The sequence below is a fragment of the Streptomyces sp. NPDC046866 genome, from assembly GCF_040704625.1.
Lineage (GTDB): Bacteria > Actinomycetota > Actinomycetes > Streptomycetales > Streptomycetaceae > Streptomyces.
Window position 1 is genome coordinate 212,442 of record NZ_JBEYXN010000001.1, and the last position, 23,759, is coordinate 236,200.

The window sequence follows — 23,759 nt, forward strand, 5'->3', positions numbered from 1 at the left end:
GAGTGGCCTGGAAGCGGCTGGTGAGTTCCGGTTCCCCCGGTGTCCTGGCGCACAGACTACGCACGCTCAAAACCCGAACAGTGCCGAAGTTCACCCCAAATCAGGCAAGTCGCCTCCTGCGAATTGGTGATGTGATGCCGGTCACCAGATCACCACTTGTCGCCGGAGACGCCCCGTTCTATCGTCTGGATGTATCGAGTCGATACATCAGCTCGGTATAAAACCGCAGGGGCGAGGGGAGGCAGGCAGATGAGCAGACGTTCAGGCATCCTCGAGTTCGCCGTACTCGGCCTGCTCCGCGAGGCCCCCATGCACGGCTACGAGCTCCGCAAACGGCTCAACACCTCGCTGGGGGTCTTCCGGGCGTTCAGCTACGGGACGCTCTATCCCTGCCTCAAGACGCTGGTCGCCAACGGCTGGTTGATCGAAGAACCGGGCAACGGCCCGGAGGACGCTCACACCACTTCACTCGCAGGGCGCCGGGCCAAGATCGTCTACCGGTTGACGGCCGCCGGCAAGGAGCACTTCGAGGAGCTCCTGTCCCACACGGGCCCGGACGCCTGGGAGGACGAGTCCTTCGCCGCCCGCTTCGCCTTCTTCGGACAGACCGAGCGGGACGTGCGCATGCGCGTCCTCGAGGGCCGCCGCAGCCGGCTGGAGGAGCGACTGGAGAAGATGCGCGCCTCCCTCGCCCGGACGCGCGAGCGCCTCGACGACTACACGCTCGAGCTCCAGCGGCACGGAATGGAGTCCGTGGAGCGCGAGGTGCGCTGGCTGAACGAGCTCATCGAGAGCGAGCGGGCGGGACGGGATCGGAAACGACCCGGCCCACCCGACGAAACTGCAAAGTGAGGCCTGCACCGCGCAGGCCTCGTCCGAGAACAAACAGGGAGCAACCGGAATGGGTTCGGTTCGCGTAGCCATCGTCGGCGTGGGCAACTGCGCCGCCTCGCTGGTGCAGGGCGTCGAGTACTACAAGGACGCCGACCCGGCGGCCAAGGTCCCCGGACTGATGCACGTCCAGTTCGGCGACTACCACGTCGGTGACGTCGAGTTCGTCGCCGCGTTCGACGTCGACGCGAAGAAGGTCGGCCTCGACCTCTCGGACGCCATCGGCGCCAGCGAGAACAACACCATCAAGATCTGCGACGTCCCCACCACGGGCGTGACCGTGCAGCGCGGCCACACCCTGGACGGCCTGGGCAAGTACTACCGCATGACGATCGAGGAGTCCTCCGAGGCCCCGGTCGACGTGGTCCAGGTCCTCAAGGACCGCGAGGTCGACGTTCTGGTCTGCTACCTGCCCGTCGGTTCCGAGGACGCGGCGAAGTTCTACGCCCAGTGCGCCATCGACGCCAAGGTCGCCTTCGTCAACGCCCTCCCGGTCTTCATCGCCGGCACCAAGGAGTGGGCCGACAAGTTCACCGAGGCCGGTGTCCCGATCGTCGGCGACGACATCAAGTCGCAGGTCGGCGCCACGATCACGCACCGCGTGATGGCGAAGCTGTTCGAGGACCGCGGTGTCCGTCTCGAGCGCACCATGCAGCTCAACGTCGGCGGCAACATGGACTTCAAGAACATGCTGGAGCGCGACCGCCTGGAGTCGAAGAAGATCTCCAAGACGCAGGCCGTCACCTCGCAGATCCCCGACCGCGAGCTCGGCGAGAAGAACGTCCACATCGGCCCGTCCGACTACGTGGCGTGGCTCGACGACCGCAAGTGGGCGTACGTCCGCCTCGAGGGCCGCGCCTTCGGCGACGTCCCGCTGAACCTGGAGTACAAGCTCGAGGTCTGGGACTCCCCGAACTCCGCGGGTGTCATCATCGACGCCCTGCGCGCCGCGAAGATCGCCAAGGACCGCGGCATCGGCGGCCCGATCCTGTCGGCCTCCAGCTACTTCATGAAGTCCCCGCCGGTCCAGTACTTCGACGACGAGGCCCTGGAGAACGTCGAGAAGTTCATCCGCGGCGAGGTCGAGCGCTAGTCACCGCCGCAGCGCCGAGGCACCGGGAGTCCCCGACACCTGGTCTTCGACCGTTCTTCCGCGGAGGGTCCCCGGACAATGTGCCCGGGGACCCTCCGCGTGTGTGACCCTTGCCCTCATGCCTGTCGTACGTGATCTGCGCGTACTCCTGCGCCTGAGGGACTTCCGCAACCTGCTCGCCGTACGGCTCCTCTCCCAGGCGGCCGACGGCGTCTACCAGGTGGCGCTCGCCACCTACGTGGTGTTCTCCCCCGAGAAACAGACCTCTCCCGCGGCCATCGCGTCGGCCATGGCGGTCCTGCTGCTGCCCTACTCGGCGATCGGCCCCTTCGCCGGGGTACTGCTGGACCGTTGGCGCCGCCGCCAGGTCCTGCTGTTCGGCAACCTGCTGCGGGCCTTCCTCGCCTGCACCACCGCGATCCTGATCGTCGCGCAGGTGCCGGACTGGCTGTTCTACGCCTCGGCCCTGTCGGTGACCGCCGTCAACCGCTTCGTCCTGGCCGGTCTGGCCGCCTCTCTGCCGCGGGTCGTCGCCCCCGCCCAGCTCGTCACCGCCAACGCGCTCTCCCCCACCGCCGGCACCCTCGCGGCCGTGGCCGGCGGCGGCATGGCCTTCCTGCTGCGGCTGCTGGCCTCCGGCTCCAACGCCCTGGTCGTCATGGTCGGCGCCGCCCTCTACCTGTGCGCAGCCCTCGTCTCGCTGCGCCTGGCCGCCGGCCTGCTGGGGCCGGAGCACCCGCCCGGCGTCCTCCACCCGTCGGTCGCCCAGGGGGCCGCGCTCACCGTGCGGGGCATGGTCGAGGGGCTGCGGCACCTGGCCGGGCGGCGCGAGGCCGCCCAGGCGCTCACCGCCATGACCTTGATGCGGTTCTGCTACGGGGCCCTGACCGTGACGCTGCTGATGCTCTGCCGGTACTCCTGGTCGGACAGCGAGTCCGAGGGCCTGGCCCTGCTGGGGGTGGCCGTGGGGGTCTCGGGCGCCGGATTCTTCGCGGCAGCCGTGGTCACGCCCGGGCTGGCGGGGCGCCTGGGCACCCACGGCTGGATCACTGCCTGCGCCGCCTCGGCCGCCGTCCTGGTCCCCGCGCTCGGCCTGTTCTTCCTCCCGGGGCCCATGCTCGTCGCGGCCTTCGTCCTCGGCCTCGCCACCCAGGGCGCCAAGATCGCCACGGACACCGTGCTCCAGTCCCGCGTCGACGACGACTACCGAGGCCGCGTCTTCTCCGTCTACGACGTGCTCTTCAACATCGCGTTCGTCGGTGCGGCCGGCGTGGCCGCGCTCATGCTGCCCCCCGACGGGAGGTCCGCGGCGCTGGTCATCGGGGTCGCCGCCCTCTACGCACTGACCGCCGCCTACATGCTGCGGCGTCGATGTTTCACGTGAAACATCGACGCCGTCCCGCGGTCAGGACTGCGCGGCCCACCACTGCTTGAGGGCCGCGACCGCGGCGTCGCGCTCCATCGGGCCGTTCTCCAGCCGCAGGTCCAGCAGGAACGCGTAGGCCTTGCCGACCACCGGGCCGGGGCCGACGCCCAGCTCCTGCATGATCTCGTTGCCGTTCAGGTCGGGCCTGATCGCGTCCAGCTCCTCCTGCTGCTGGAGCTGCGCGATGCGCTCTTCCAGGCTGTCGTACGTGCGGGAGAGCGCGTTGGCCTTGCGCTTGTTGCGGGTGGTGCAGTCCGACCGGGTCAGTTTGTGCAGCCGCTCGAGCAGCGGCCCCGCATCGCGGACGTAGCGCCGCACCGCGGAGTCGGTCCACTCGCCGTCGCCGTAGCCGTGGAAGCGCAGGTGCAGCTCCACCAGCCGGGAGACGTCCTTGACCATGTCGTTGGAGTACTTCAGCGCGGTCATGCGCTTCTTGGTCATCTTCGCGCCGACCACCTCGTGGTGGTGGAAGGAGACCCGGCCGTCGCTCTCGAACCGGCGGGTGCGCGGCTTGCCGATGTCGTGGAGCAGGGCCGCGAGCCGCAGGACCAGGTCCGGGCCCTCCTCCTCCAGGGCGATGGCCTGCTCCAGCACGATCAGCGAGTGCTCGTAGACGTCCTTGTGCCGGTGGTGCTCGTCGCTCTCCAGCCGCAGTGCGGGCAGCTCCGGCAGCACGTGGTCGGCCAGCCCGGTGTCCACGAGCAGCCCGAGGCCCGTGCGGGGGTGCGCGGACAGCAGGAGCTTGTTGAGCTCGCCCTGGATCCGCTCCGCCGAGACGATCTCGATCCGGTCGGCCATCGCGTTCATCGCCGCCACCACGTCGGGGGCGACCTCGAAGCCGAGCTGGGCGGCGAAGCGGGCCGCGCGCAGCATCCGCAGCGGGTCGTCGGAGAACGACTCCTCGGGGGTGCCCGGGGTGCGCAGCACGCGCGCCTGGAGGTCCTCCAGACCGCCGTGGGGGTCCACGAACTCCTTCTCCGGCAGCGCGACGGCCATCGCGTTGACGGTGAAGTCGCGGCGGACGAGGTCCTCCTCGATCGAGTCGCCGTAGGAGACCTCCGGCTTGCGGGAGGTCCGGTCGTAGGACTCCGACCGGTAGGTGGTGACCTCGATCTGGAAGCCGGCCTTGTGCGCGCCCACCGTGCCGAAGGCGATGCCGACGTCCCAGACCGAGTCGGCCCACGGCCGGACGATCTTCAGGACGTCCTCGGGGCGGGCGTCGGTGGTGAAGTCGAGGTCGTTGCCGAGACGGCCGAGCAGCGCGTCGCGTACGGACCCGCCGACCAGGGCGAGGCGGAAGCCCGCCTCCTGGAAGCGGCGGCCGAGCTCGTCGGCGACAGGGGCGACCCGCAGCAGTTCACTGACCGCGCGGTGCTGCACCTGACTCAGGGCACTGGGGTTGTCTTCGTTGGCGTTCGGCACAACAGAAAAGGGTACGTGCCCCGCCCGGTGCGGGCTTCCCCGTTTGTGCCCACCCCCGGCACACCGGGGTCCGCACGCGGACCCGATCATGTGGGGCAAGGCGCGGCACTCGCGCACAGCGGGTCTCGTTACCATGCGTGGACGCACGAACGACGACCACTGACACTTCGAGGGACGGGCTAGCGCGTGGCCGAGGCGGCAGTCAACCAGGGGGCCCACCCCCGCCCTGCCCGGCGCCGCCGGCTGAGCCGCGCAGCCGCGCTGCTGGCCGGTACACCCCTGCTCGCCGCCCTGGCCTGGGCACCGGCGCCCCCGGCGCAGGCCGCCGACGGGGGCACCGTCGACGTCCAGCTCACCAGCGTGGCGCCCGCCGCCCCCGTCAAGACCGACACGCTCACCATCTCCGGGACCGTGGTCAACACCGGCCGCGAGACGATCACGGGCGCGCACGTGGGCCTGCGGGTCGGGCCGGTGCTGGGGGACAGGGCCTCGATCGACGAGGCCGCGGAACGCGCGGGCTTCCGGGCCGGCACGGACCCGGGCGAGATCGACCAGGCCTACTCCGTCAAGATCGCCTCGCTGCCGTCCAAGGTCAGCCAGACGTTCACGCTGTCCGTCCCCGTCAACAAGCTGGAGCTGGACAAGGACGGCGTCTACCAGCTGGGCGTCTCCCTGTCCGGGGAGACCGACAGCCGGCCGTACGAGCAGGTCCTCGGCATCAAGCGGACCTTCCTGCCCTGGCAGCCGGAGGCCGCTGCCAAGCGCTCCCAGCTCACGTATCTGTGGCCGCTGATCTCCCCCACGCACCTGACCGCCGAGACCGGCTCGGACGAGGTCCAGACCCCGGTCTTCCTGGACGACTCGCTCGCCGACGAGCTGCGGACCGGCGGCCGCCTGGAGCGGATGGTCTCCCTCGGCAGGGAGCTGCCGATCACCTGGGTCATCGACCCCGACCTGCTGTACACGGTCGACGCGATGACCAAGGGCTACCGCTTCCGCACCCCGGACGGAAAGATCGTCCAGGGCAGGAACAAGGCCGTCGCCGAGCAGTGGCTGAGCTCGCTGGAGGCCGCCGTCCAGGGCAAGAAGGTCGTCGCCCTGCCCTTCGCGGACCCCGACATCGCCTCCCTAGCCCACCAGGGCAAGGACGTCTCGGGCACCCTGGGCCAGCTCCGGCCGGCCACGGACAAGGCCAAGCAGGCCGTGGAGACCGTGCTGCACGTCACGCCGTCCACGGACTTCTCCTGGCCGGTGGACGGGGCGATCGACCCGTCGATCGTGAACGTGGCCACCTCGGCCGGCGCCCACAACGTCCTCGCCCGCAGCGACAGCCTCCAGGAGACCGGCGCCCTCGGCTACACCCCGTCGGCGGCCCGCCCCATCGGCGCGGGCGTCACCGCCGTGGTGGCCGACGCCGACCTGTCCACCGCCTTCGAGGGCGACATGCTGAGCGCCGCGAACTCCACGCTGGCCGTGCAGCGCTTCCTCGCCCACAGCCTCGCGCTGAACCTGCAGAAGACCGACAGCCAGCGCAGCTTCGTGGTGACCCCGCAGCGCATGCCGACCGCCACCCAGGCGCAGTCCATGGCCGAGGCCGTGCGGGCGCTCCAGGCGGGCCGCTGGACCCAGCCCGCGGACCTGGACGCCGCGGCCGCCGCCAAGCCCGACGCCGGTGTCAACACGCAGGTTCCGGGTGCCGGCCAGTACCCCGAGGCCCTGCGCAAGACCGAGCTGCCGGTCGCCGCCTTCGAGAAGATCCGCACCACGCAGAACACCCTCGACCACTTCAAGGTCATCCTCAGCGCTCCCGACCGCGTCGAGATCCCGTTCGGCAACACCACCAACCGCGAGATGTCCACGTCATGGCGGGGCCGCCCCCTGGAGGCCGGGCTCTACCGGGACCAGGTCCAGGAGTACCTGATCGGCCTCACCGAGAAGGTCAAGGTCGTCCCCAAGTCCGACGCCACGCTGTCCGGGCACAGCGCGACGATCCCGGTCAGCGTGCAGAACAGCCTCGTCCAGGACGTCCACCACCTCGTCCTGCGGGTGAAGTCCGCGAACCCCACGCGCCTGATGTTCGGCGACAAGGGCGAGGACGAGCAGGAAGTGACCGTGCAGGGCGGGCACAGCCAGACGGTGAAGTTCACCGCCAACGCCACGGCGAGCGGTCCCGTCGAGGTCACCGCCCAGCTCTTCACCGAGAACGGCATGCCCTACGGCAAGGAGCGCAGGTTCACGGTGGAGGCCACCGAGATCACCCCGACCGTGATGCTCGTCATCGCCGGCGGTGTGCTGCTCCTGGTCCTGGCAGGCATCAAGATGTACGCCAGCCGCAAGCGCGTCGCGGCCCGGGCGGCCGCCGAGGAGAGCACGCAGCCGAGTGACGGGACCCCGGACACCGGAGTGCAAAGCACCGGGCCGTCCGGCGCGGGTGAGACAGTGGACCGTTGAGCGATGCCGTGGCCGGCCGGCCTGGGGACGATGAGGTGGGGTTTCGATGAACGCGCCGTACGACGGTGACCGTGCGCAGGGCACTGGCGCGCCCGCGCCTTCCCCGGGCGCGGACCCGGGCACCGCAGTGCCCGGGCAGGCAGGCGTACCCGCCCCCGCGCCGGGCCGCGACCCGTACGTCCAGGACGCCTACGAGCGGGACCCGTACCGGTCGCAGGACCTGTCCGCGCAGGACCCGGTCGCCGAGGTGCTCTACGACCGCGCCTCGCACCCCCCGCCGCCGCCCGGCACCTACCGGGAGCCCGGCCCGCTGTACGCGGCCCCGCAGGCCCCGTCGCACGGCCCCGACCCGCGGGTGTGGGCGCAGACCCCGCCGCCCGAGCCGGACGGGCCGTCGCGCCACCTGCGCTACGGCGACCGCGCGACCACCACCGAGTTCGTCGGCGTGGACTCGCTGGTCACCAGCGCGGCGGAGGAGCAGCCCGAGCCCGACGCCTTCGCACACCTGTACAAGGACCAGCAGGCGGTGCCCGGCGCGCCCGCCGAGGACGCACCCGTTGCCGCACCGGCACCGAGCAAGCCCGCCGGCCGCGCCGCCGGCCTGCTCAAGTCCAGCGCCCTGATGGCCGCGGGCACGATCGTCTCGCGCATCACCGGCTTCCTGCGGACCCTGGTCATCGCCGCCGCGATCGGCGTCGGCACGTTCAACGACACGTACCAGATCGCCAACACGCTGCCCACGATGATCTACGTGCTGGTCGGCGGCGGCGCGCTCAACGCGGTCTTCATCCCGCAGCTGGTGCGCGCCATGAAGAACGACGACGACGGGGGCGAGGCCTACGCCAACCGCCTGCTGACGCTCGTCGTCGTCCTGCTGGCCGCGATCACCACGATCTGCGTGCTGGCCGCACCGGTGTTCATCACCATGATGTCGCCGAAGATCGCCTCCGACCCGCACCAGATGGACGTCGCGGTCGCCTTCGCCCGCTACTGCCTGCCCACCATGTTCTTCATGGGCGTGCACGTGGTGCTCGGTCAGATCCTCAACGCCCGCGGCCGCTTCGGCGCGATGATGTGGACCCCGGTCCTCAACAACATCGTGGTCATCGCCACCTTCGGCGCCTTCATCTGGGCCTTCGGCGGCTTCACCACCTCCGGCGTCAGCGCCACCACCGTCACCCCGGAGGGCGTGCGCCTGCTCGGCCTCGGCACCCTCCTTGGCCTCACCGTGCAGGCCCTGGCGATGCTGCCCTACCTGCGCGACGCCGGCTTCTCCCCGCGCCTGCGCTTCGACTGGAAGGGCCACGGCCTGGGCAAGGCCGCCCGCCTGGCCAAGTGGACGTTCTTCTTCGTCCTGGCCAACCAGATCGGCCTGGTCGTGGTGACGCAGCTCGCCACCTGGTCCGGCTCGGTCGCCGAGAAGCAGGGCCACCCGGGCACCGGCATCACCGCCTACAACTACGCCCTGCTGCTGTGGCAGATGCCGCAGGCCATCATCACCGTCTCCGTCATGACGGCGGTGCTGCCCCGCATTTCCCGCTCCGCCCACGACGGGGACGCCGCCGCCGTCCGCGACGACATCTCCTACGGGCTGCGCACCTCGGCCGTCGCGATCGTGCCCTGTGCCTTCGCGTTCCTCGCCCTCGGCGTCCCCATGGCCACCCTGCTCTACGCCGGCTCCGGCGCGGGCGCCCAGAACATCGGCTACGTGCTCATGGCCTTCGGCCTCGGACTCATCCCGTACTCCGTGCAGTACGTCGTCCTGCGCGGCTTCTACGCGTACGAGGACACCCGCACCCCCTTCTACAACACGGTCATCGTCGCCGCCGTCAACGCCGCGGTCTCCACCGCCGCGTTCTTCGTGCTCCCCGCCCGCTGGGCCGTCGTCGGCATGGCCGCCGCCTACGGCCTCGGCTACACCGTCGGCGTGGGCGTCGCCTGGAAGCGCCTGCGCAAGCGGCTCGGCGGCGACCTCGACGGCGCCCACGTGCGCCGCACTTACACCCGCCTCACCGGCGCCTGCATCCCCGCTGCCGCAGTGGGCGGCGGGGCCGCCTACGCCGTCACGCAGTGGCTGGGCAGCGGAGTCCTCGGCTCAGCCCTGGCGCTGACCGCCGGCGGCGCCGCCCTTGCCGTGGTGTTCCTGGTCGCCGCCAAGCGGATGCGCATCGAGGAGCTCAACGCCATGGTGGGCATGGTCCGCGGGCGTATGGGCCGCTGATGCGTACAACCGTCGCACCCCTTCGCGTGTCGTGCATAGCACCGGACTGTGGGCACAATTGGCATGACTTCGCAGACTGGCCGACAGCGCGTAACGGATGGGGAGGCAGGAACGACGGTGGCGGAACGTAGCACGGCTGCCGTCGACGTGGCCGACAACGGCGGCGACCAGCCGCCGGTCGCTGATGCGGCGAAGGCCACGGCCGACGGGGTGGACACCCAGAACGGACGAGCCGCGGACGGACCCATGCCAGAAAAGGACGGCGAGCGCAGGAAAGCGGCTCCTGCTGCCGCGCCCGAACTGCACAGCGGCCACAAGCTCGCACGGCGCTACCGCCTCGAGGAGTGCGTCACCCGTCTGGACGGTTTCAGCAGCTGGCGCGCGATGGACGAGAAGCTGCGCCGCGCCGTCGGCGTCCACCTGCTGCCGGCCGACCACCCGCGGGCCCGCTCCGTCCTGGCCGCCGCCCGCTCCTCCGCGCTGCTCGGAGACCCCCGCTTCGTCCACGTCCTCGACGCCGTGGAGGACAGCGACCTCGTCTACGTCGTCCACGAGTGGCTGCCCGACGCCACCGAGCTGACCGCGCTCCTCGCCGCCGGCCCCCTGGAACCCCACGAGTGCTACCAGCTCGTCAGCCAGGTCTCGCAGGCCATGGCCGCCGCGCACCGCGAGGGCCTGGCCCACCTGCGCCTGACGCCCAGCGCGATACTGCGCACCTCCACGGGCCAGTACCGCATCCGCGGCCTGGCGGTGAACGCCGCCCTGCGCGGCATCACCAGCGACACCCCGCAGCGCACCGACACCGAGGCCATCGGCGCCCTGCTGTACGCCTCCCTCACCCAGCGCTGGCCGTACGAGACGGACGCCTACGGCCTGGCCGGCCTGCCCAAGGGCGTCGGCCTGATCCCGCCGGACCAGGTCCGCGCCGGGGTCCACCGGGGCCTGGGACAGCTCGCGATGCGCGCCCTCGCCAACGACGGCGCCACGGCCTCCCGCCAGGAACCCCCCTGCACCACCCCCGAGGAGCTGGCCAAGGCGGTCGCCGCGATGCCCCGCATCCGGCCCCCGGAGCCCGCCTTCACGGCCCCGCCCGAGTACCAGCACACCACCTACCAGCAGGGCAGCTACGGCCGTCCGTCCACGCACCCCGGCATGCCCGGGACCCAGCCCATCGCCGTTCCGCCGCCGCCCCCGCTGCAGAGCCGCACCGGCCGCGTCCTGAAGTGGGGCGTGGCCGCCCTTCTCATCGCGGCCCTCGGCCTGGGCAGCTGGCAGCTGGCCGACACCCTCCTGGACCGCGTCAAGGGCGACAGCGGCGGCAACAGCACCTCGCAGCCCCCCAAGTCCGGCGAGGGGCCCAAGGGCCCCAAGCCGAGCAAGCCGCTCCCCATCGCCGACGCCTCCGTCTTCGGCAAGGACCCGATCAAGCCCGAGGATGCCCGGAAGGCCGTCGACGGCGACTTCGACACCGCCTGGAGGACGCTGCGGTTCGACGGCTACGGGGGCAAGTTCGGCAACCTGGACAGCTACGACGACGGCAGCGGCATCATCGTCGACCTCGGCAGCGTCAAGGAGGTCACGGGCTTCGAGGCGGACATGTTCACCGCCGGCCACAAGCTCGAAGTGCGGGCCGCCGCCCCGGAGGCCTCCTCGGCGCGCACCATCGCCGACTTCCCCCAGGAGCTCCACAAGCTGGGCAACACGGGCAAGAAGGTGGAGGGCACCCTCACCACCCCGGTGAAGACCCGCTTCGTGCTGGTCCACATCACGGTGCTGCCCTCGGAGAAGGGCGACTCCTACCGCGGCGGCATCAGGGAGATCAGGGTCCTGGGGCCGGTCGAGTAGCCCGGCCCCGAACGGCAGGTCCGGGGTCCGCCGCTGCGCCGCCGGCACGGCGGACCCTCGTATTCGTCCCGCCCGCCCCGTACGCTCCCTTCGGGGAGGGGAGGTGTGATGCACGACGCGACGACCGGCGAGGACAGCGACCGGGACCTGCTCACGCGGCACGTCGCCGGCGACCCCGACGCCTTCGGCGAGCTCGTGCGCCGCCACCGCGACCGCCTGTGGGCGGTGGCCCTGCGCACGCTCGGCGACCGCGAGGAGGCCGCGGACGCCGTGCAGGACGCCCTCGTCTCCGCCTACCGGGCGGCGCACACCTTCCGCGGCGAGTCCGCCGTGACCACCTGGCTGCACCGCATCACGGTCAACGCCTGCCTCGACCGGGCCCGCAAGGCGGCCTCCCGCAGGACCGCTCCCCTCGACGACACCGAGCGCCTGGAGCGCCTGCTGGAGCCCCACGAGTCCGCCGAGGCCCCCGCGGAGCGCCAGGACCTCCACCGCCAGCTGCTGGCCGCCCTCGCCACCCTGCCGGCCGACCAACGCGCGGCCCTGGTCCTCGTGGACATGCAGGGATACTCCGTCGCCGAGGCGGCCCGCGTCCTGGACGTCCCCACCGGCACCGTCAAGAGCCGCTGTGCGCGCGGCCGCGCGAAACTCGTCCCGATACTCACTCATCTGCGCTCGAATGCCGTGGATAACACCGCCGTGGAGCGGGGAAGGAACCGGACGCCGGGGACACCCGTCCCACCAGCGGCAGACCCCGGTCATCCAGCCCCGGGCGCAGACACGGTGAAGGGCGGAGGTGGACGAACGTGACTCCCGCAGCCGACACGATCCGGCACCCTGACGTCTCGGAGATCTCCGACCTGACCGAGGGGCTCCTCTCCCCGGCCCGGACCGCAGAGGTACGCCGGCACCTGGGCGACTGCCCCCTGTGCGCCGACGTCCACGCCTCCCTGGAGGAGATCCGCTCCCTGCTGGGCACCCTGCCGGGGCCGCCCCGCATGCCGGCCGACATCGCCGGGCGCATCGACGCGGCCCTCGCCGCCGAAGCCCTCCTCGCCTCCACCACTCCCCGGGCCGGGGACCGCCCCTCCGCCGCGCCCCACGGCGACCCGGATGCCCTCCCCGGGGCGGTCCGGGCCGAAGCGCCGGGCACACCCCCCGGTCCGGGCGGCCGGCGCCCGGCCGGTCACCCGGTCGGCGCGTCGGGCCCCGGGCGCGGCCGCGCCCGCCGCCGGATCGCGGTCCTCGGCGGCCTGGCCGCCGCCGCTGCCTGCGCCCTCGGGGTCTTCCTCGCCGGCAACCTCTCGGGCAACGGCTCCCCGGACACCGCCGCCCGTCATGCCACCACCAGCGAGAACCCGCCGGCGACGGCCGCGGGCGGCTACAGCGCCCAGGGACTCCCGGACGACGTCCGCAGGCTCCTGGCGGCGGGCCCCGGAGCCAAGGCCTCCACGACGGAGGGCAACCGCACCTACGGCCTGGAGAACACCCCGGCCGCCCCGGGCCTCATCCCGGGCGAGCGCTCCGGGACCGACGCCGCCGCGGTCCCGCCCTGTGTCCAGCAGGGCACCGGCCGCCCCGACACCCCGCTCGCCGCGGAGCTCGGCAGCTACGAGGGCGCCAAGGTGTACCTCCTCGTCCTTCCGCATCCGGGCGACCCGGAACGGGTCGACGCCTATGTCATCGGAACCGACTGCGCCGACACCCCCGCGGGCGGCCCCGGCAAGCCTCTGCTGACCAGGACCTACCCTCGGAGCTGACAGCTTGCGGCCCGGACTGGAGCGGGCCGGGAATGCGCGCGCCGTAGGATCCGTTGGGTGGGTTGAGACTCCACAAGGCCCCCGGCAAGCAGCAGCGCGCAGTCCACAGAGACGAGGAAGAAACCCGTGAGCGACGTACGTAACGTGATCATCATCGGCTCCGGGCCGGCCGGTTACACCGCCGCCCTCTACACCGCACGCGCCTCGCTCAAGCCGCTGGTCTTCGAAGGCGCCGTCACCGCCGGCGGCGCGCTGATGAACACCACCGAGGTGGAGAACTTCCCCGGGTTCCGGGACGGCATCATGGGCCCGGACCTCATGGACAACATGCGCGGCCAGGCCGAGCGTTTCGGCGCCGAGCTCGTGCCGGACGACATCGTCTCCGTGGACCTCACCGGTGAGATCAAGACCGTCACCGACACCGCCGGCACCGTGCACCGCGCCAAGGCCGTCATCGTCGCGACCGGCTCCCAGCACCGCAAGCTCGGCCTGCCCAACGAGGACATCCTCTCCGGCCGCGGCGTCTCCTGGTGCGCCACCTGCGACGGGTTCTTCTTCAAGGACCAGGACATCGCCGTCGTCGGCGGCGGCGACACCGCGATCGAGGAGGCCACCTTCCTCTCCCGGTTCGCCAAGTCCGTCACCGTCGTCCACCGCCGCGACGCCCTGCGTGCCTCCAAGGCCATGCAGGACCGCGCCTTCGCCGACCCGAAGATCAAGTTCGCCTGGGACAGCGAGGTCGCCGAGATCCACGGCGACCAGAAGCTCTCCGGCCTCACCCTGCGCAACACCAAGACCGGTGAGACCTCCCAGCTGCCCGTGACCGGCCTCTTCATCGCCGTCGGCCACGACCCGCGCACCGAACTGTTCAAGGACCAGCTGGAGCTCGATGACGAGGGCTACCTCAAGGTCGACGCCCCCTCCACGCGCACCAACCTCACCGGCGTGTTCGGCGCCGGCGACGTCGTGGACCACACCTACCGTCAGGCCATCACCGCCGCGGGCACCGGCTGCTCCGCCGCCCTCGACGCCGAGCGCTTCCTCGCCGCCCTCGCGGACGCCGAGAAGGCCGCCGCGACGGTCTGACCCCTTAAAGCCCCCACCCCAACACCCCGCAGGAAGAATGAGGAGGCCGCTGTGGCCGGCACCGTCAAGACCGTCACCGACGCCAATTTCGACACCGAGGTACTCGGGAGCGACAAGCCCGTCCTGGTGGACTTCTGGGCCGAATGGTGCGGCCCGTGCCGCCAGATCGCGCCGTCCCTGGAGGCCATCGCGGCCGAGTACGGCGACCAGATCCAGATCGTCAAGCTCAACATCGACGAGAACCCGGCCACCGCCGCCAAGTACGGCGTCATGTCGATCCCGACTCTGAACGTCTACCAGGGCGGCGAGGTCGCCAAGACCATCGTCGGGGCCAAGCCGAAGGCCGCCATCCTGCGTGACCTCGACGCCTTCATCGAGGCCAAGACCGCCTGATGTTTCACGTGAAACGGGGCCGCCCCCTGGAGGGGGGCGGCCCCGTTTCACCATCTCCGGCCCCCTCGGGGCCGGCCGCTCACAGCGGACGCAGCGCCGGCTCCTTGCGGGCCGCGCCCAGCAGACGGTCCAGCGCCATCTCCACGTCTTCCTTCCAGGACAGCGTCGAGCGCAGCTCCAACCGCAGCCGGGGATGCACCGGATGCGGCCGCACCGTCTTGAAGCCCACCGCGAGCAGATGGTCCGCCGGCAGCAGACACGCCGGGCCGTCCCACCGCGCATCGCCGAACGCCTCGATCGCCCGGAACCCGCGCCGCAGCAGGTCCTTGGCCACCGTCTGGACCATCACCCGGCCCAGCCCCTGCCCCTGATACCCCGGCATGATCCACGAAGTGATCAGCTGCACCGCATCCGGAGACACCGGACTGGTCGGAAAGGCCGTGGACCGCGGAACATAGGCCGGCGGCGCGTAGAGCACGAAGCCCACCGGGACATCGTCCACATAGACCACGCGGCCGCACGAACCCCACTCCAGCAGGACCGCGGAGATCCACGCCTCCTTCTCGAGCTCCGGAGTCCCCGCTTTCACGGCAGCCTCACCGCTGACGGGATCGAGCTCCCAGAAGACACAGGACCGGCAACGCCCGGGCAGGTCCTGGAGATTGTCCAGTGTGAGAGGTACCAGCCGACGCCCCATGAGCGCATGGTATCCACAGCCCGAATCAGGAGAAACCGCAACAAGGCAAAGGGCGGACCGCGCCGGCACCCACCGGCACGACCCGCCCCTCGGCGGCCCGGGACTCACTCCCCGGACAGGCCCTGCTCCAGCACCCGGCCCTCGCCCGGCGCCATCGTCGTCAGGATCCGCTCCAGATCCTCCATCGAGGCGAACTCGACGGTGATCTTCCCCTTCTTCTGGCCCAGATCCACCTTCACCCGGGTCTCGAACCGGTCCGACAGCCGCGTCGCCAGCTCGCTCAGCGCCGGGGACACCCGCGCACCCGCGCGCGGCCCCTTGGGCTTGACGGTGGCCGCGGGCTCCGAGCCCATCAGCGACACGATCTCCTCGACCGCACGGACCGACAGGCCCTCGGCCACGATCCGGGCCGCCAGCTGGTCCTGCGCCTCCTGGTCCTGCACACCCACCAGCGCACGGGCGTGCCCTGCCAGCAGGACGCCCGCGGCAACCCGGCGCTGAACCGGCGGCGACAGCTTCAGCAGCCGCAGCGTGTTGGTCACCTGCGGACGGGAACGTCCGATCCGGTCCGCCAGCTCGTCGTGCGTGCAGTTGAAGTCGTGGAGCAGCTGGTCGTAGGCCGCAGCCTCCTCCAGCGGGTTCAGCTGCGCCCGGTGGAGGTTCTCCAGCAGCGCATCCAGCAGCAGCTTCTCGTCGTCCGTCGCCCGGATGATCGCCGGAATGCGCTCCAGCCCTGCCTCACGGCACGCCCGCCACCGGCGCTCGCCCATGACGAGCTCGTAGCGGCCTGGACCTGCCTGCCGCACGACCACGGGCTGGAGCAGGCCCACCTCCTGGATGGAGGTCACCAGCTCCGCCAGCGCGTCCGCATCGAAGACCTCGCGCGGCTGCCGCGGGTTCGGCGTGATGGCATCCATGGGGAGTTCGGCGAAGGTCGCCCCCGCCACTTCCTGGACCGCTGGCTCCACTGCCTCCGGCCCGTCGGCGATGACGGTTTCACGTGAAACATCGGCCTGCGCGAGCGAAGCCAGCTTCGCCGCCGCGACACCGCGCTCCGAGGGGAGTACCGGCACTGCGGCCGGAGACGTCGACCCCGTACCGATCACCGACGGCGTCTTCTCCTGAGGAGCGGCGGGGATCAGCGCGCCGAGCCCCCGCCCCAGACCCCTACGTCGCTCACTCACTGGATCCCCTCCGCCATGTTCTGCGTGCTGTTCATGCCCGCGCCCACATGGGCGTGCCGGGCGTCGTACTGGATTCCGGCCCCGCGGAACGCGATCTCCCGCGCCGCCTCCATGTAGGAGAGGGAACCGCTGGACCCCGGATCATAGGTGAGCACCGTCTGCCCGTAACTGGGGGCCTCGGAGATGCGCACCGACCGGGGGATGCTCGTGCGCAGCACCTCGTTGCCGAAGTGGGAGCGCACCTCGTCCGCCACCTGCGACGCGAGCCGGGTCCTGCCGTCGTACATGGTCAGCAGGATCGTGGAGACGTGCAGCGTCGGGTTCAGGTGGGCCCGGACCAGTTCGACGTTGCGCAGCAGCTGGCCCAGACCCTCCAGCGCGTAGTACTCGCACTGGATCGGGATCAGCACCTCGGCGCCGGCGACCAGCGCGTTCACCGTCAGCAGGCCCAGCGAGGGCGGGCAGTCGATCAGGATGTAGTCCAGCGGCTGCTCGTACGCCTGGATGGCCCGCTGGAGCCGGCTCTCACGGGCGACGAGCGACACCAGCTCGATCTCCGCGCCAGCCAGGTCGATCGTGGCCGGGGCGCAGAAGAGCCCTTCCACGTCCACCACCGGCTGGACGACCTCGAGCAGCGGGCGGCTGTCCACCAGCACGTCGTAGATCGACGGCACATCCGCGTGGTGGTCGATGCCGAGCGCCGTGGAGGCGTTGCCCTGGGGGTCCAGGTCGATCACCAGGACACGCGCACCGTGCAGGGCCAGCGAGGCCGCAAGGTTCACCGTCGTGGTGGTCTTGCCGACTCCGCCCTTCTGGTTGGCGACCACGATGACCCGGCGCTGGTCCGGGCGGGGCAGCCCCTCACCGGCACGGCGCAGCGCCTCGGCCGCAAAGGAGACGGCGGCGCCGCTGGGCGTGTCGTGGTCGGCTGGGGGCTGGGGCGATGTTTCACGTGAAACATCGCCACCCGCCGATTCAGAGCGGGGACCGGGGACCGGGTCGGCCATCGGCCCCGCGAGGTTGGCGTCGGACCGCACGGTGTCACTCTCCTCGACATCAGGCTCGCGATGAACAGAGCCTGCCATGCCCCCGGGGTCTCGAACCAGCGGGGCCCGTACTCCTGTGGATGAATCCACCGTTGTGGACAACTCCGTCCCCCCTTCTCCCGTACGGGAGCGGGGAGCCGCGGCTGCACGGCCGCGGCTGATGATTCCGTGCAGCAGAGAGCGATGTTTCACGTGAAACACGATGCCGGGACCACGACTTCAGTCCCCTACGACACTCCGAAATCCATACCTACAGGGCCCAACACGCGCGAAAGGGGCCCGGCGGAAATCCGAGGATTCCACCGGGCCCCTCTCCACACCACGGGCCCTCACCGGCGCCGGCGGGTCCGCCCCACGCGCGCAGCCTTGGCCCGCTTGGCGGCGAACCTCACACCGCCAGGGCTCTCCCCGACCTCGACCCGGACCACCGTCGACATCGGATCCACCACGCCCTCGCCGACCTGGAGCACCGAGGTCTTCACCACACCCAGCTTCGCCAGAGCGACCTTCGCGGCCACCAGCTCCTCCTCGGCCGTGTCGCCCTTGAGCGCCAGCATCTCGCCGTACGGGCGCAGCAGCGGCACGCCCCAGCCCGCGAGGCGGTCCAGCGGGGCCACCGCGCGTGCCGTCACCACGTGCACCGGCTGCACCTTGCCGAGGACCTCCTCGGCGCGGCCCCGCACCACCGTGACGTGGTCCAGGCCCAGCAACTCCACGGCCTCCTGGAGGAAGGTCGTCCGCCGCAGCAGCGGCTCCAGCAACGTGATCTTCAGATCGCGCCGGACCAGGGCCAGCGGGATACCCGGCAGACCGGCGCCCGAGCCCACGTCGCAGACGGTGACGCCCTCGGGCACCACCTCCGAGAGCACGGCGCAGTTCAGCAGGTGCCGCTCCCACAGCCGGGGGACCTCACGCGGACCGATCAGGCCGCGCTTGACGCCCGCGTCCGCCAGCAGCTCCGCGTACCGCACGGCTTCCGGGAAAAACTCGCCGAAGACCGCGCGCGCCTGCTCGGGCGCCGGGGGAAGCTCCGCTGCCTCCGTCACGGGGACCGTCCTTCCGTATTGCGTACCGCGCTTGCTTACCGCGGCACTGCCAGGCTGACAAACTTCGGCCCCGCCTGCGACACAGACGGGGCCGAACCATCGGGTGTACGCGTCAGGCAGGGAGCACGACGACGAAGCGCTGCGGCTCCTCGCCCTCCGACTCGCTGCGCAGACCGGCGGCCGCCACGGCGTCGTGGACGACCTTGCGCTCGAACGGGGTCATGGGGGCCAGCTTCAGGGGCTCGCCGGACGCCTTCACATCCGCCGCGGCCTTGGCGCCCAGCGCCGCCAGCTCTTGGCGCTTCTTCGCCCGGAACCCGGCGATGTCCAGCATCAGCCGGCTGCGGTCCCCGGTCTCGCGGTGCACGGCGAGGCGGGTGAGCTCCTGGAGTGCCTCCAGGACCTCGCCGTCGCGGCCCACGAGCTTCTGCAGGTCACGGCTGCCGGAGTCGCTGACGATCGACACCGAGGCCCGGTCGGCCTCGACGTCCATGTCGATGTCACCGTCCAGGTCGGCGATGTCCAGCAGACCCTCGAGGTAGTCGGCCGCGATCTCACCCTCCTGCTCGAGGCGGGTCAGGGTGTCGCCACTCTCAGCGGCGGCCGTGGTGGTGCCTTCCGTCACGGGAGAGACTCCTTCTTACTTCTTGGAAGAGGGCTTGGAGGGCGGCGTCTGACGCTGCGCCTTCGTCTGGCGCTTGGGCTGCTGGCGCTTGGAGGCGCCGCCGCTCGCCGCGTCGGAGTCCGCCGTGGCCTCGGCACTCTTGATCACGGAACCGTCCGCCTGGGCGGCCAGGCCCTGCTTCGTCAGAGCAGTGATGAACTTGCGCTCGTTGTCGTTGCGGTCCGGGCCCTTGGCCACGATCGTCGCGACGATCTTCTTCCGGCGCCGGCCCTTCACGTCACCGTGGGAGCCGATGTGCTTCAGCAGGCGGGTGAGGTACTGGTCCTGCGCCTTGCTGCCCGGAGTCGGGTTCTGGTTGATCACGTACATCTGCTGGCCCATGGTCCACACGTTCGTGGTCAGCCAGTAGACGAGGACACCGACGGGGAAGTTGATGCCCATGAACGCGAAGATCAGCGGGAAGATGTACATGAGCATCTTCTGCTGCTGCATGAACGGCGTCTTGACCGACAGGTCGACGTTCTTCTGCATCAGCTGGCGCTGGGTGTAGAACTGCGACAGCGACATCATGATGATCATCACCGCAGTGACGATCCGGACGTCCATGAGGCTGGCGCCGAGCGCGGCGACCTTCTCCTCGCTGTCCATGAACTTCGCGGCCAGCGGAGCACCGAAGATGTGCGCCTGCCGGGCGCTTTCCAGCAGCGACTGGTTGATGACGCCGATCGTCTTGCCGTTGGCGATGGCCGACAGCACGCTGTACAGCGCGAAGAAGAACGGGGACTGCGCCAGGATCGGAAGGCACGAGGAGAGCGGGTTGGTACCCGTCTCCTTGTACAGCTTCATCATCTCTTCGGACTGGCGCTGCTTGTCGTTCTTGTAGCGCTCCTGGATCGCCTTCATCTTCGGCTGGAGCGCCTGCATGCCGCGCGTTGCCTTGATCTGCTTCACGAAGAGCGGGATGAGGCAGATACGGATCAAGATCACCAGGGACACGATGGACAGGCCCCAGGCCCACCCGCTGTCCGGGCCGAAGATCGCGCCGTACAGCGTGTGGAACTGGACGATGATCCATGAGACGGGCGTGGTGATAAAGCTGAACAGACTGGCAATCGTGTCCACTAATCAGGCTCCTTGAGCATTGCGAGGTCTACGCAACGCACTGCGCAGCTGCTCGTGCCAACGCGGGCGTTTACGAGGTGGGACATGGTCGACACCACCCGCGGACCACGGATTGCACCGCAGGATCCGCCAGGCGGTCAGGACCGTTCCCTTCACCGCACCATGCCGGTCGATGGCCGTGTACCCGTAGTGCGAGCACGAGGGGTAGTAGCGGCACACCGGCCCGAGCAGCGGACTGATCGTCCACTGGTACAGCTTGATCAAAGCGAGCAGCGGGTACTTCATCGAGCTGCGCCTCCCAGGAGCCGCAGCAGAGCGGCATCCAGGTCCCGGGCCAGATCCTCGAGGCCGGCATCACCCGATCCGGGCAATGCCCGCACCACCACCAGGCTACCGGCGGGCAGCCGGGACAGCCGCTCGCGCACCAGATGGCGCAGGCGGCGCTTGACCCGGTTGCGGACCACGGCGCCGCCCACGGCCTTGCTGACGACGAAACCCGCACGCGTCGAGGGATCTGTCTCCCCCGGCCCGTGCGGGTCCGTTGCACCGCTTGTACGTAGGTGGACGACGAGGAGCGGGCGACCGGCCCGGCGGCCTCGGCGTACCGCGCTCGCGAAGTCCTCGCGCCGCCTCAGCCGATTTTCGGGAGACAGCACGACGTCACGATCCGCGTGTGGTTACGCGGAGAGGGCGGCGCGGCCCTTGCTGCGACGGTTCGCGAGGATCGCGCGACCGGCACGGGTACGCATCCGCAGGCGGAAGCCGTGGGTCTTGGCGCGACGACGGTTGTTCGGCTGAAAGGTGCGCTTGCTCACTCGGGGGCTCCAGAAAATGAATCGTTGTGGCGGTACATCGCCTGGCTGTCACCGTGCGCCCACGAGGAACTCGCGTGTTCGCCCGAGTGGACACCGCTAAATGATCACAATCAGTGATCTTCGCCCATCGGTAGGCAGGCGGCAGCAGCCATCGACAACTCGACCTCGTTACGGTACGCGCGGCTACGCCATCCGGTCAAACCGAGCCGAGACCCACCCCGCACTGTGCACAGGCTGTGGACAACGACTTGAACCGTACCCGCCGCCCTGACTACCGTTGCCTGATCCCGGATTCTTTTGTCCCGACCGTCCCGAAGAACCACACCTTCGTGGGACCCCTGTGAGAGAGCGTGCCCTGTGGCTGACGTACCTGCCGATCTTGCCGCAGTGTGGCCAAGGGTGCTCGAAAAGCTCCTCGGGGAAGGACAGCAGGCCATCGAGCCGAAGGACCGGCAGTGGGTCGAGCGCTGCCAGCCCCTGGCCCTCGTCGCCGACACCGCGCTGCTCGCCGTCCCCAATGAATACGGCAAACGCGTCCTCGAGGGCCGCCTCGCGCCCCTGATCAGCGATGCCCTCAGCCGCGAGTGCGGCCGCCCCATCCGCATCGCCATCACCGTCGACGACTCCGCCGGCGAGCCCGCCCCCCTGGCGGCGCCCGCCCCGCAGCGCTCGGAGTCCTACGAGCCCTACGGCGGCCAGCGCCCCGGCGGCCACACCGGCCCCGGCCCCGCCGACGACCAGCTTCCCACCGCCCGCCCCGCCTACCCGGACTACCAGCAGCCGCGCCCCGAGCCCGGCGCCTGGCCCCGCGGCGGCCAGCAGGAGGACTACGGCTGGCAGCAGCAGCGCCTCGGCGGCTTCCCCGAGCGCGACCCCTACGCCACCCCTCAGCCGGGCTACCTCCAGCAGCCCGAGCCGGGCGGCTACGAGAAGGGCTCCTACGAGCAGCAGTCGTACGAATCCCCGTACGACCAGTCCTACGAGCAGTCGCCCGCAACGCGTCCGGCGCCCGGCCGGCCCACGCCCGCCCCGCCGCCGTCGGCCCCCTCCGGCGGCTCCACCTCGGGCCCGCTGGAGCCGACCGCCCGGCTGAACCCCAAGTACCTCTTCGACACCTTCGTCATCGGCGCCTCCAACCGCTTCGCGCACGCGGCCGCGGTGGCCGTCGCCGAGGCGCCGGCGAAGGCGTACAACCCCCTTTTCATCTACGGGGAGTCCGGGCTCGGCAAGACGCACCTGCTGCACGCCATCGGGCACTACGCGCGGAGCCTCTACCCGGGGACCCGGGTCCGCTACGTGAGCTCGGAGGAGTTCACCAACGAGTTCATCAACTCCATCCGCGACGGCAAGGGCGACGCGTTCCGCAAGCGCTACCGCGAGATGGACATCCTGCTGGTCGACGACATCCAGTTCCTCGCGAGCAAGGAGTCGACGCAGGAGGAGTTCTTCCACACCTTCAACACCCTCCACAACGCCAACAAGCAGATCGTGCTCTCCTCCGACCGGCCGCCCAAGCAGCTGGTCACCCTGGAGGACCGGCTCCGCAACCGCTTCGAGTGGGGCCTGATCACCGACGTCCAGCCGCCCGAGCTGGAGACCCGCATCGCGATCCTGCGCAAGAAGGCCGTCCAGGAGCAGCTCAACGCCCCACCGGAGGTACTGGAGTTCATCGCCTCCCGCATCTCGCGCAACATCCGCGAGCTGGAGGGGGCGCTGATCCGGGTCACGGCCTTCGCGAGCCTGAACCGGCAGCCGGTCGACCTCGGGCTGACCGAGGACGTGCTGAAGAACCTGATCCCCGGCGGCGAGGACTCGGCGCCCGAGATCACGGCCTCCGACATCATGGCGGCCACCGCCGACTACTTCGGCCTCACCGTGGACGACCTGTGCGGCTCCTCGCGCAGCCGCGTGCTGGTCACCGCCCGGCAGATCGCCATGTACCTGTGCCGGGAGCTGACCGACCTGTCGCTGCCCAAGATCGGGGCGCAGTTCGGCGGCCGGGACCACACCACCGTCATGCACGCGGACCGCAAGATCCGGGCCCTGATGGCGGAGCGCCGCTCCATCTACAACCAGGTCACCGAGCTCACCAACCGCATCAAGAACGGCTGAGCCGGGGGCCTCTCCCGACGCCTGCTCCGCCCTTCCCCAGCCCCTTCACACCTCTTTTCAGGGCGCTCCCGGGTCACTCCGGGGGCGCCCTTCTTCGTATGTGCGCCCCTGGTCTGTTCGAATACGCCCCCCGTGGAGCAACTTGTCCACAGATTGCGGGACTTTCTGCGGTCCACAGCCTGGGGATGGGTCGGATCACCCACAATCTGTCCACAGGCAGGCCTGTTGATACATCATCAGGGCAGGTCAGGGGGCTGTGGAATTGTGCGCAGGCGCTATCCACAACCTGTGGACAGAAGATCCGTCCACAACCCTGTCCACGACGTTGTCCACCGCCGACCCACAGGTTGCCGCATCCTGTGCACAGGATCAGACGACTTACCCACACCGCTGTCCACTGTTCGGCAACAGCAGGCCCCTCCTCACTGCCCGGAGTGAAAGCCGTCACACAGAAGTCGACGTTTGGGCTGTGGAGTACTTGGGGAAAGCTGGGGACACACCTGTGGAGTAGTCCGGGTCACCTG

The 23,759-nt window shown here is 70.4% G+C and carries 19 protein-coding genes and 2 pseudogenes; 11 read left to right on the top strand and 10 right to left on the bottom strand.

The features are described from left to right. Positions 1–249 precede the first annotated feature (249 nt). From AB0953_RS01005 to AB0953_RS01015, 3 genes are all read left to right on the top strand, one after another. A complete protein-coding gene (locus tag AB0953_RS01005; protein ID WP_361903828.1) occupies positions 250–852 on the top strand; it encodes a helix-turn-helix transcriptional regulator in 603 nt (200 codons plus the stop codon). Between the two features lie 49 nt (positions 853–901). Then, entirely contained in the window at positions 902–1,984 is a 1,083-nt protein-coding gene (locus AB0953_RS01010) for an inositol-3-phosphate synthase (protein WP_361903831.1), read from the top strand. Between the two features lie 118 nt (positions 1,985–2,102). Further along, on the top strand, positions 2,103–3,368 hold the full coding sequence (locus tag AB0953_RS01015) for an MFS transporter (RefSeq protein WP_366857227.1): 1,266 nt from the start codon (positions 2,103–2,105) through the stop codon (positions 3,366–3,368). A 21-nt stretch (positions 3,369–3,389) separates the two neighbouring features. Here the strand turns inward: AB0953_RS01015 and AB0953_RS01020 are convergent, their stop codons facing one another. Further along, positions 3,390–4,832, bottom strand: a complete 1,443-nt coding sequence (locus tag AB0953_RS01020) for a CCA tRNA nucleotidyltransferase (protein WP_366857228.1) — start codon at positions 4,830–4,832, stop codon at positions 3,390–3,392. A 186-nt stretch (positions 4,833–5,018) separates the two neighbouring features. Between AB0953_RS01020 and AB0953_RS01025 the strand changes: the two genes are divergently transcribed. From AB0953_RS01025 to trxA, 7 genes are all read left to right on the top strand, one after another. Further along, a complete protein-coding gene (locus AB0953_RS01025; protein WP_366857229.1) occupies positions 5,019–7,283 on the top strand; it encodes a DUF6049 family protein in 2,265 nt (754 codons plus the stop codon). Positions 7,284–7,329: 46 nt separating this feature from the next. Next, positions 7,330–9,504, top strand: coding sequence for a murein biosynthesis integral membrane protein MurJ (gene murJ / locus AB0953_RS01030; RefSeq protein ID WP_366857230.1), 2,175 nt, complete (start codon positions 7,330–7,332; stop codon positions 9,502–9,504). 117 nt (positions 9,505–9,621) lie between these two features. Next, positions 9,622–11,349, top strand: coding sequence for a protein kinase family protein (locus AB0953_RS01035; RefSeq protein WP_366857231.1), 1,728 nt, complete (start codon positions 9,622–9,624; stop codon positions 11,347–11,349). A gap of 108 nt (positions 11,350–11,457) precedes the next feature. Further along, entirely contained in the window at positions 11,458–12,159 is a 702-nt protein-coding gene (sigM, locus tag AB0953_RS01040; RefSeq protein ID WP_366857232.1) for an RNA polymerase sigma factor SigM, read from the top strand. After that, positions 12,156–13,109, top strand: a complete 954-nt coding sequence (locus AB0953_RS01045) for a hypothetical protein (RefSeq protein ID WP_366857233.1) — start codon at positions 12,156–12,158, stop codon at positions 13,107–13,109. Before sigM ends, AB0953_RS01045 begins: the two co-directional genes overlap by 4 nt. Before the next feature lie 126 nt (positions 13,110–13,235). Then, entirely contained in the window at positions 13,236–14,195 is a 960-nt protein-coding gene (trxB, locus tag AB0953_RS01050) for a thioredoxin-disulfide reductase (RefSeq protein ID WP_366857234.1), read from the top strand. 51 nt (positions 14,196–14,246) lie between these two features. Then, positions 14,247–14,588, top strand: a complete 342-nt coding sequence (gene trxA / locus AB0953_RS01055; protein WP_366857235.1) for a thioredoxin — start codon at positions 14,247–14,249, stop codon at positions 14,586–14,588. 79 nt (positions 14,589–14,667) lie between these two features. On the opposite strand, the gene AB0953_RS01060 is transcribed toward trxA, so the two are convergent. From AB0953_RS01060 to rpmH, 9 genes and pseudogenes are all read right to left on the bottom strand, one after another. Continuing rightward, positions 14,668–15,285, bottom strand: coding sequence for a GNAT family N-acetyltransferase (locus AB0953_RS01060; RefSeq protein WP_366857236.1), 618 nt, complete (start codon positions 15,283–15,285; stop codon positions 14,668–14,670). Positions 15,286–15,389: 104 nt separating this feature from the next. Further along, positions 15,390–16,469: a ParB/RepB/Spo0J family partition protein gene (locus AB0953_RS01065; RefSeq protein WP_366857237.1), complete on the bottom strand. Its 1,080-nt coding sequence runs from the start codon at positions 16,467–16,469 to the stop codon at positions 15,390–15,392. Then, positions 16,466–17,554, bottom strand: coding sequence for a ParA family protein (locus AB0953_RS01070; RefSeq protein ID WP_366857238.1), 1,089 nt, complete (start codon positions 17,552–17,554; stop codon positions 16,466–16,468). Before AB0953_RS01070 ends, AB0953_RS01065 begins: the two co-directional genes overlap by 4 nt. A gap of 290 nt (positions 17,555–17,844) precedes the next feature. Then, positions 17,845–18,561: a 16S rRNA (guanine(527)-N(7))-methyltransferase RsmG gene (gene rsmG, locus AB0953_RS01075; RefSeq protein WP_366857239.1), complete on the bottom strand. Its 717-nt coding sequence runs from the start codon at positions 18,559–18,561 to the stop codon at positions 17,845–17,847. Positions 18,562–18,673: 112 nt separating this feature from the next. Continuing rightward, positions 18,674–19,186 carry a R3H domain-containing nucleic acid-binding protein gene (locus AB0953_RS01080; RefSeq protein WP_366857240.1) on the bottom strand — a complete coding sequence of 171 codons (513 nt, stop codon included), beginning with the start codon at positions 19,184–19,186 and terminating at the stop codon, positions 18,674–18,676. Between the two features lie 18 nt (positions 19,187–19,204). Continuing rightward, positions 19,205–20,308: pseudogene (gene yidC / locus AB0953_RS01085) on the bottom strand (membrane protein insertase YidC); the annotation flags it as partial. Between the two features lie 30 nt (positions 20,309–20,338). Beyond that, positions 20,339–20,593: pseudogene (gene yidD, locus AB0953_RS01090) on the bottom strand (membrane protein insertion efficiency factor YidD); the annotation flags it as partial. Next, the gene (gene rnpA, locus AB0953_RS01095) at positions 20,590–20,964 is read right to left on the bottom strand and encodes a ribonuclease P protein component (protein WP_366857241.1); all 375 of its coding nucleotides are present in this window, start codon (positions 20,962–20,964) and stop codon (positions 20,590–20,592) included. The gene rnpA and the pseudogene yidD, both read right to left, overlap by 4 nt. A gap of 21 nt (positions 20,965–20,985) precedes the next feature. Then, a complete protein-coding gene (gene rpmH / locus AB0953_RS01100) occupies positions 20,986–21,123 on the bottom strand; it encodes a 50S ribosomal protein L34 (RefSeq protein ID WP_018547628.1) in 138 nt (45 codons plus the stop codon). Between the two features lie 357 nt (positions 21,124–21,480). Between rpmH and dnaA the strand changes: the two genes are divergently transcribed. Then, entirely contained in the window at positions 21,481–23,235 is a 1,755-nt protein-coding gene (gene dnaA, locus AB0953_RS01105) for a chromosomal replication initiator protein DnaA (RefSeq protein ID WP_366857242.1), read from the top strand. Positions 23,236–23,759: the final 524 nt, after the last annotated feature.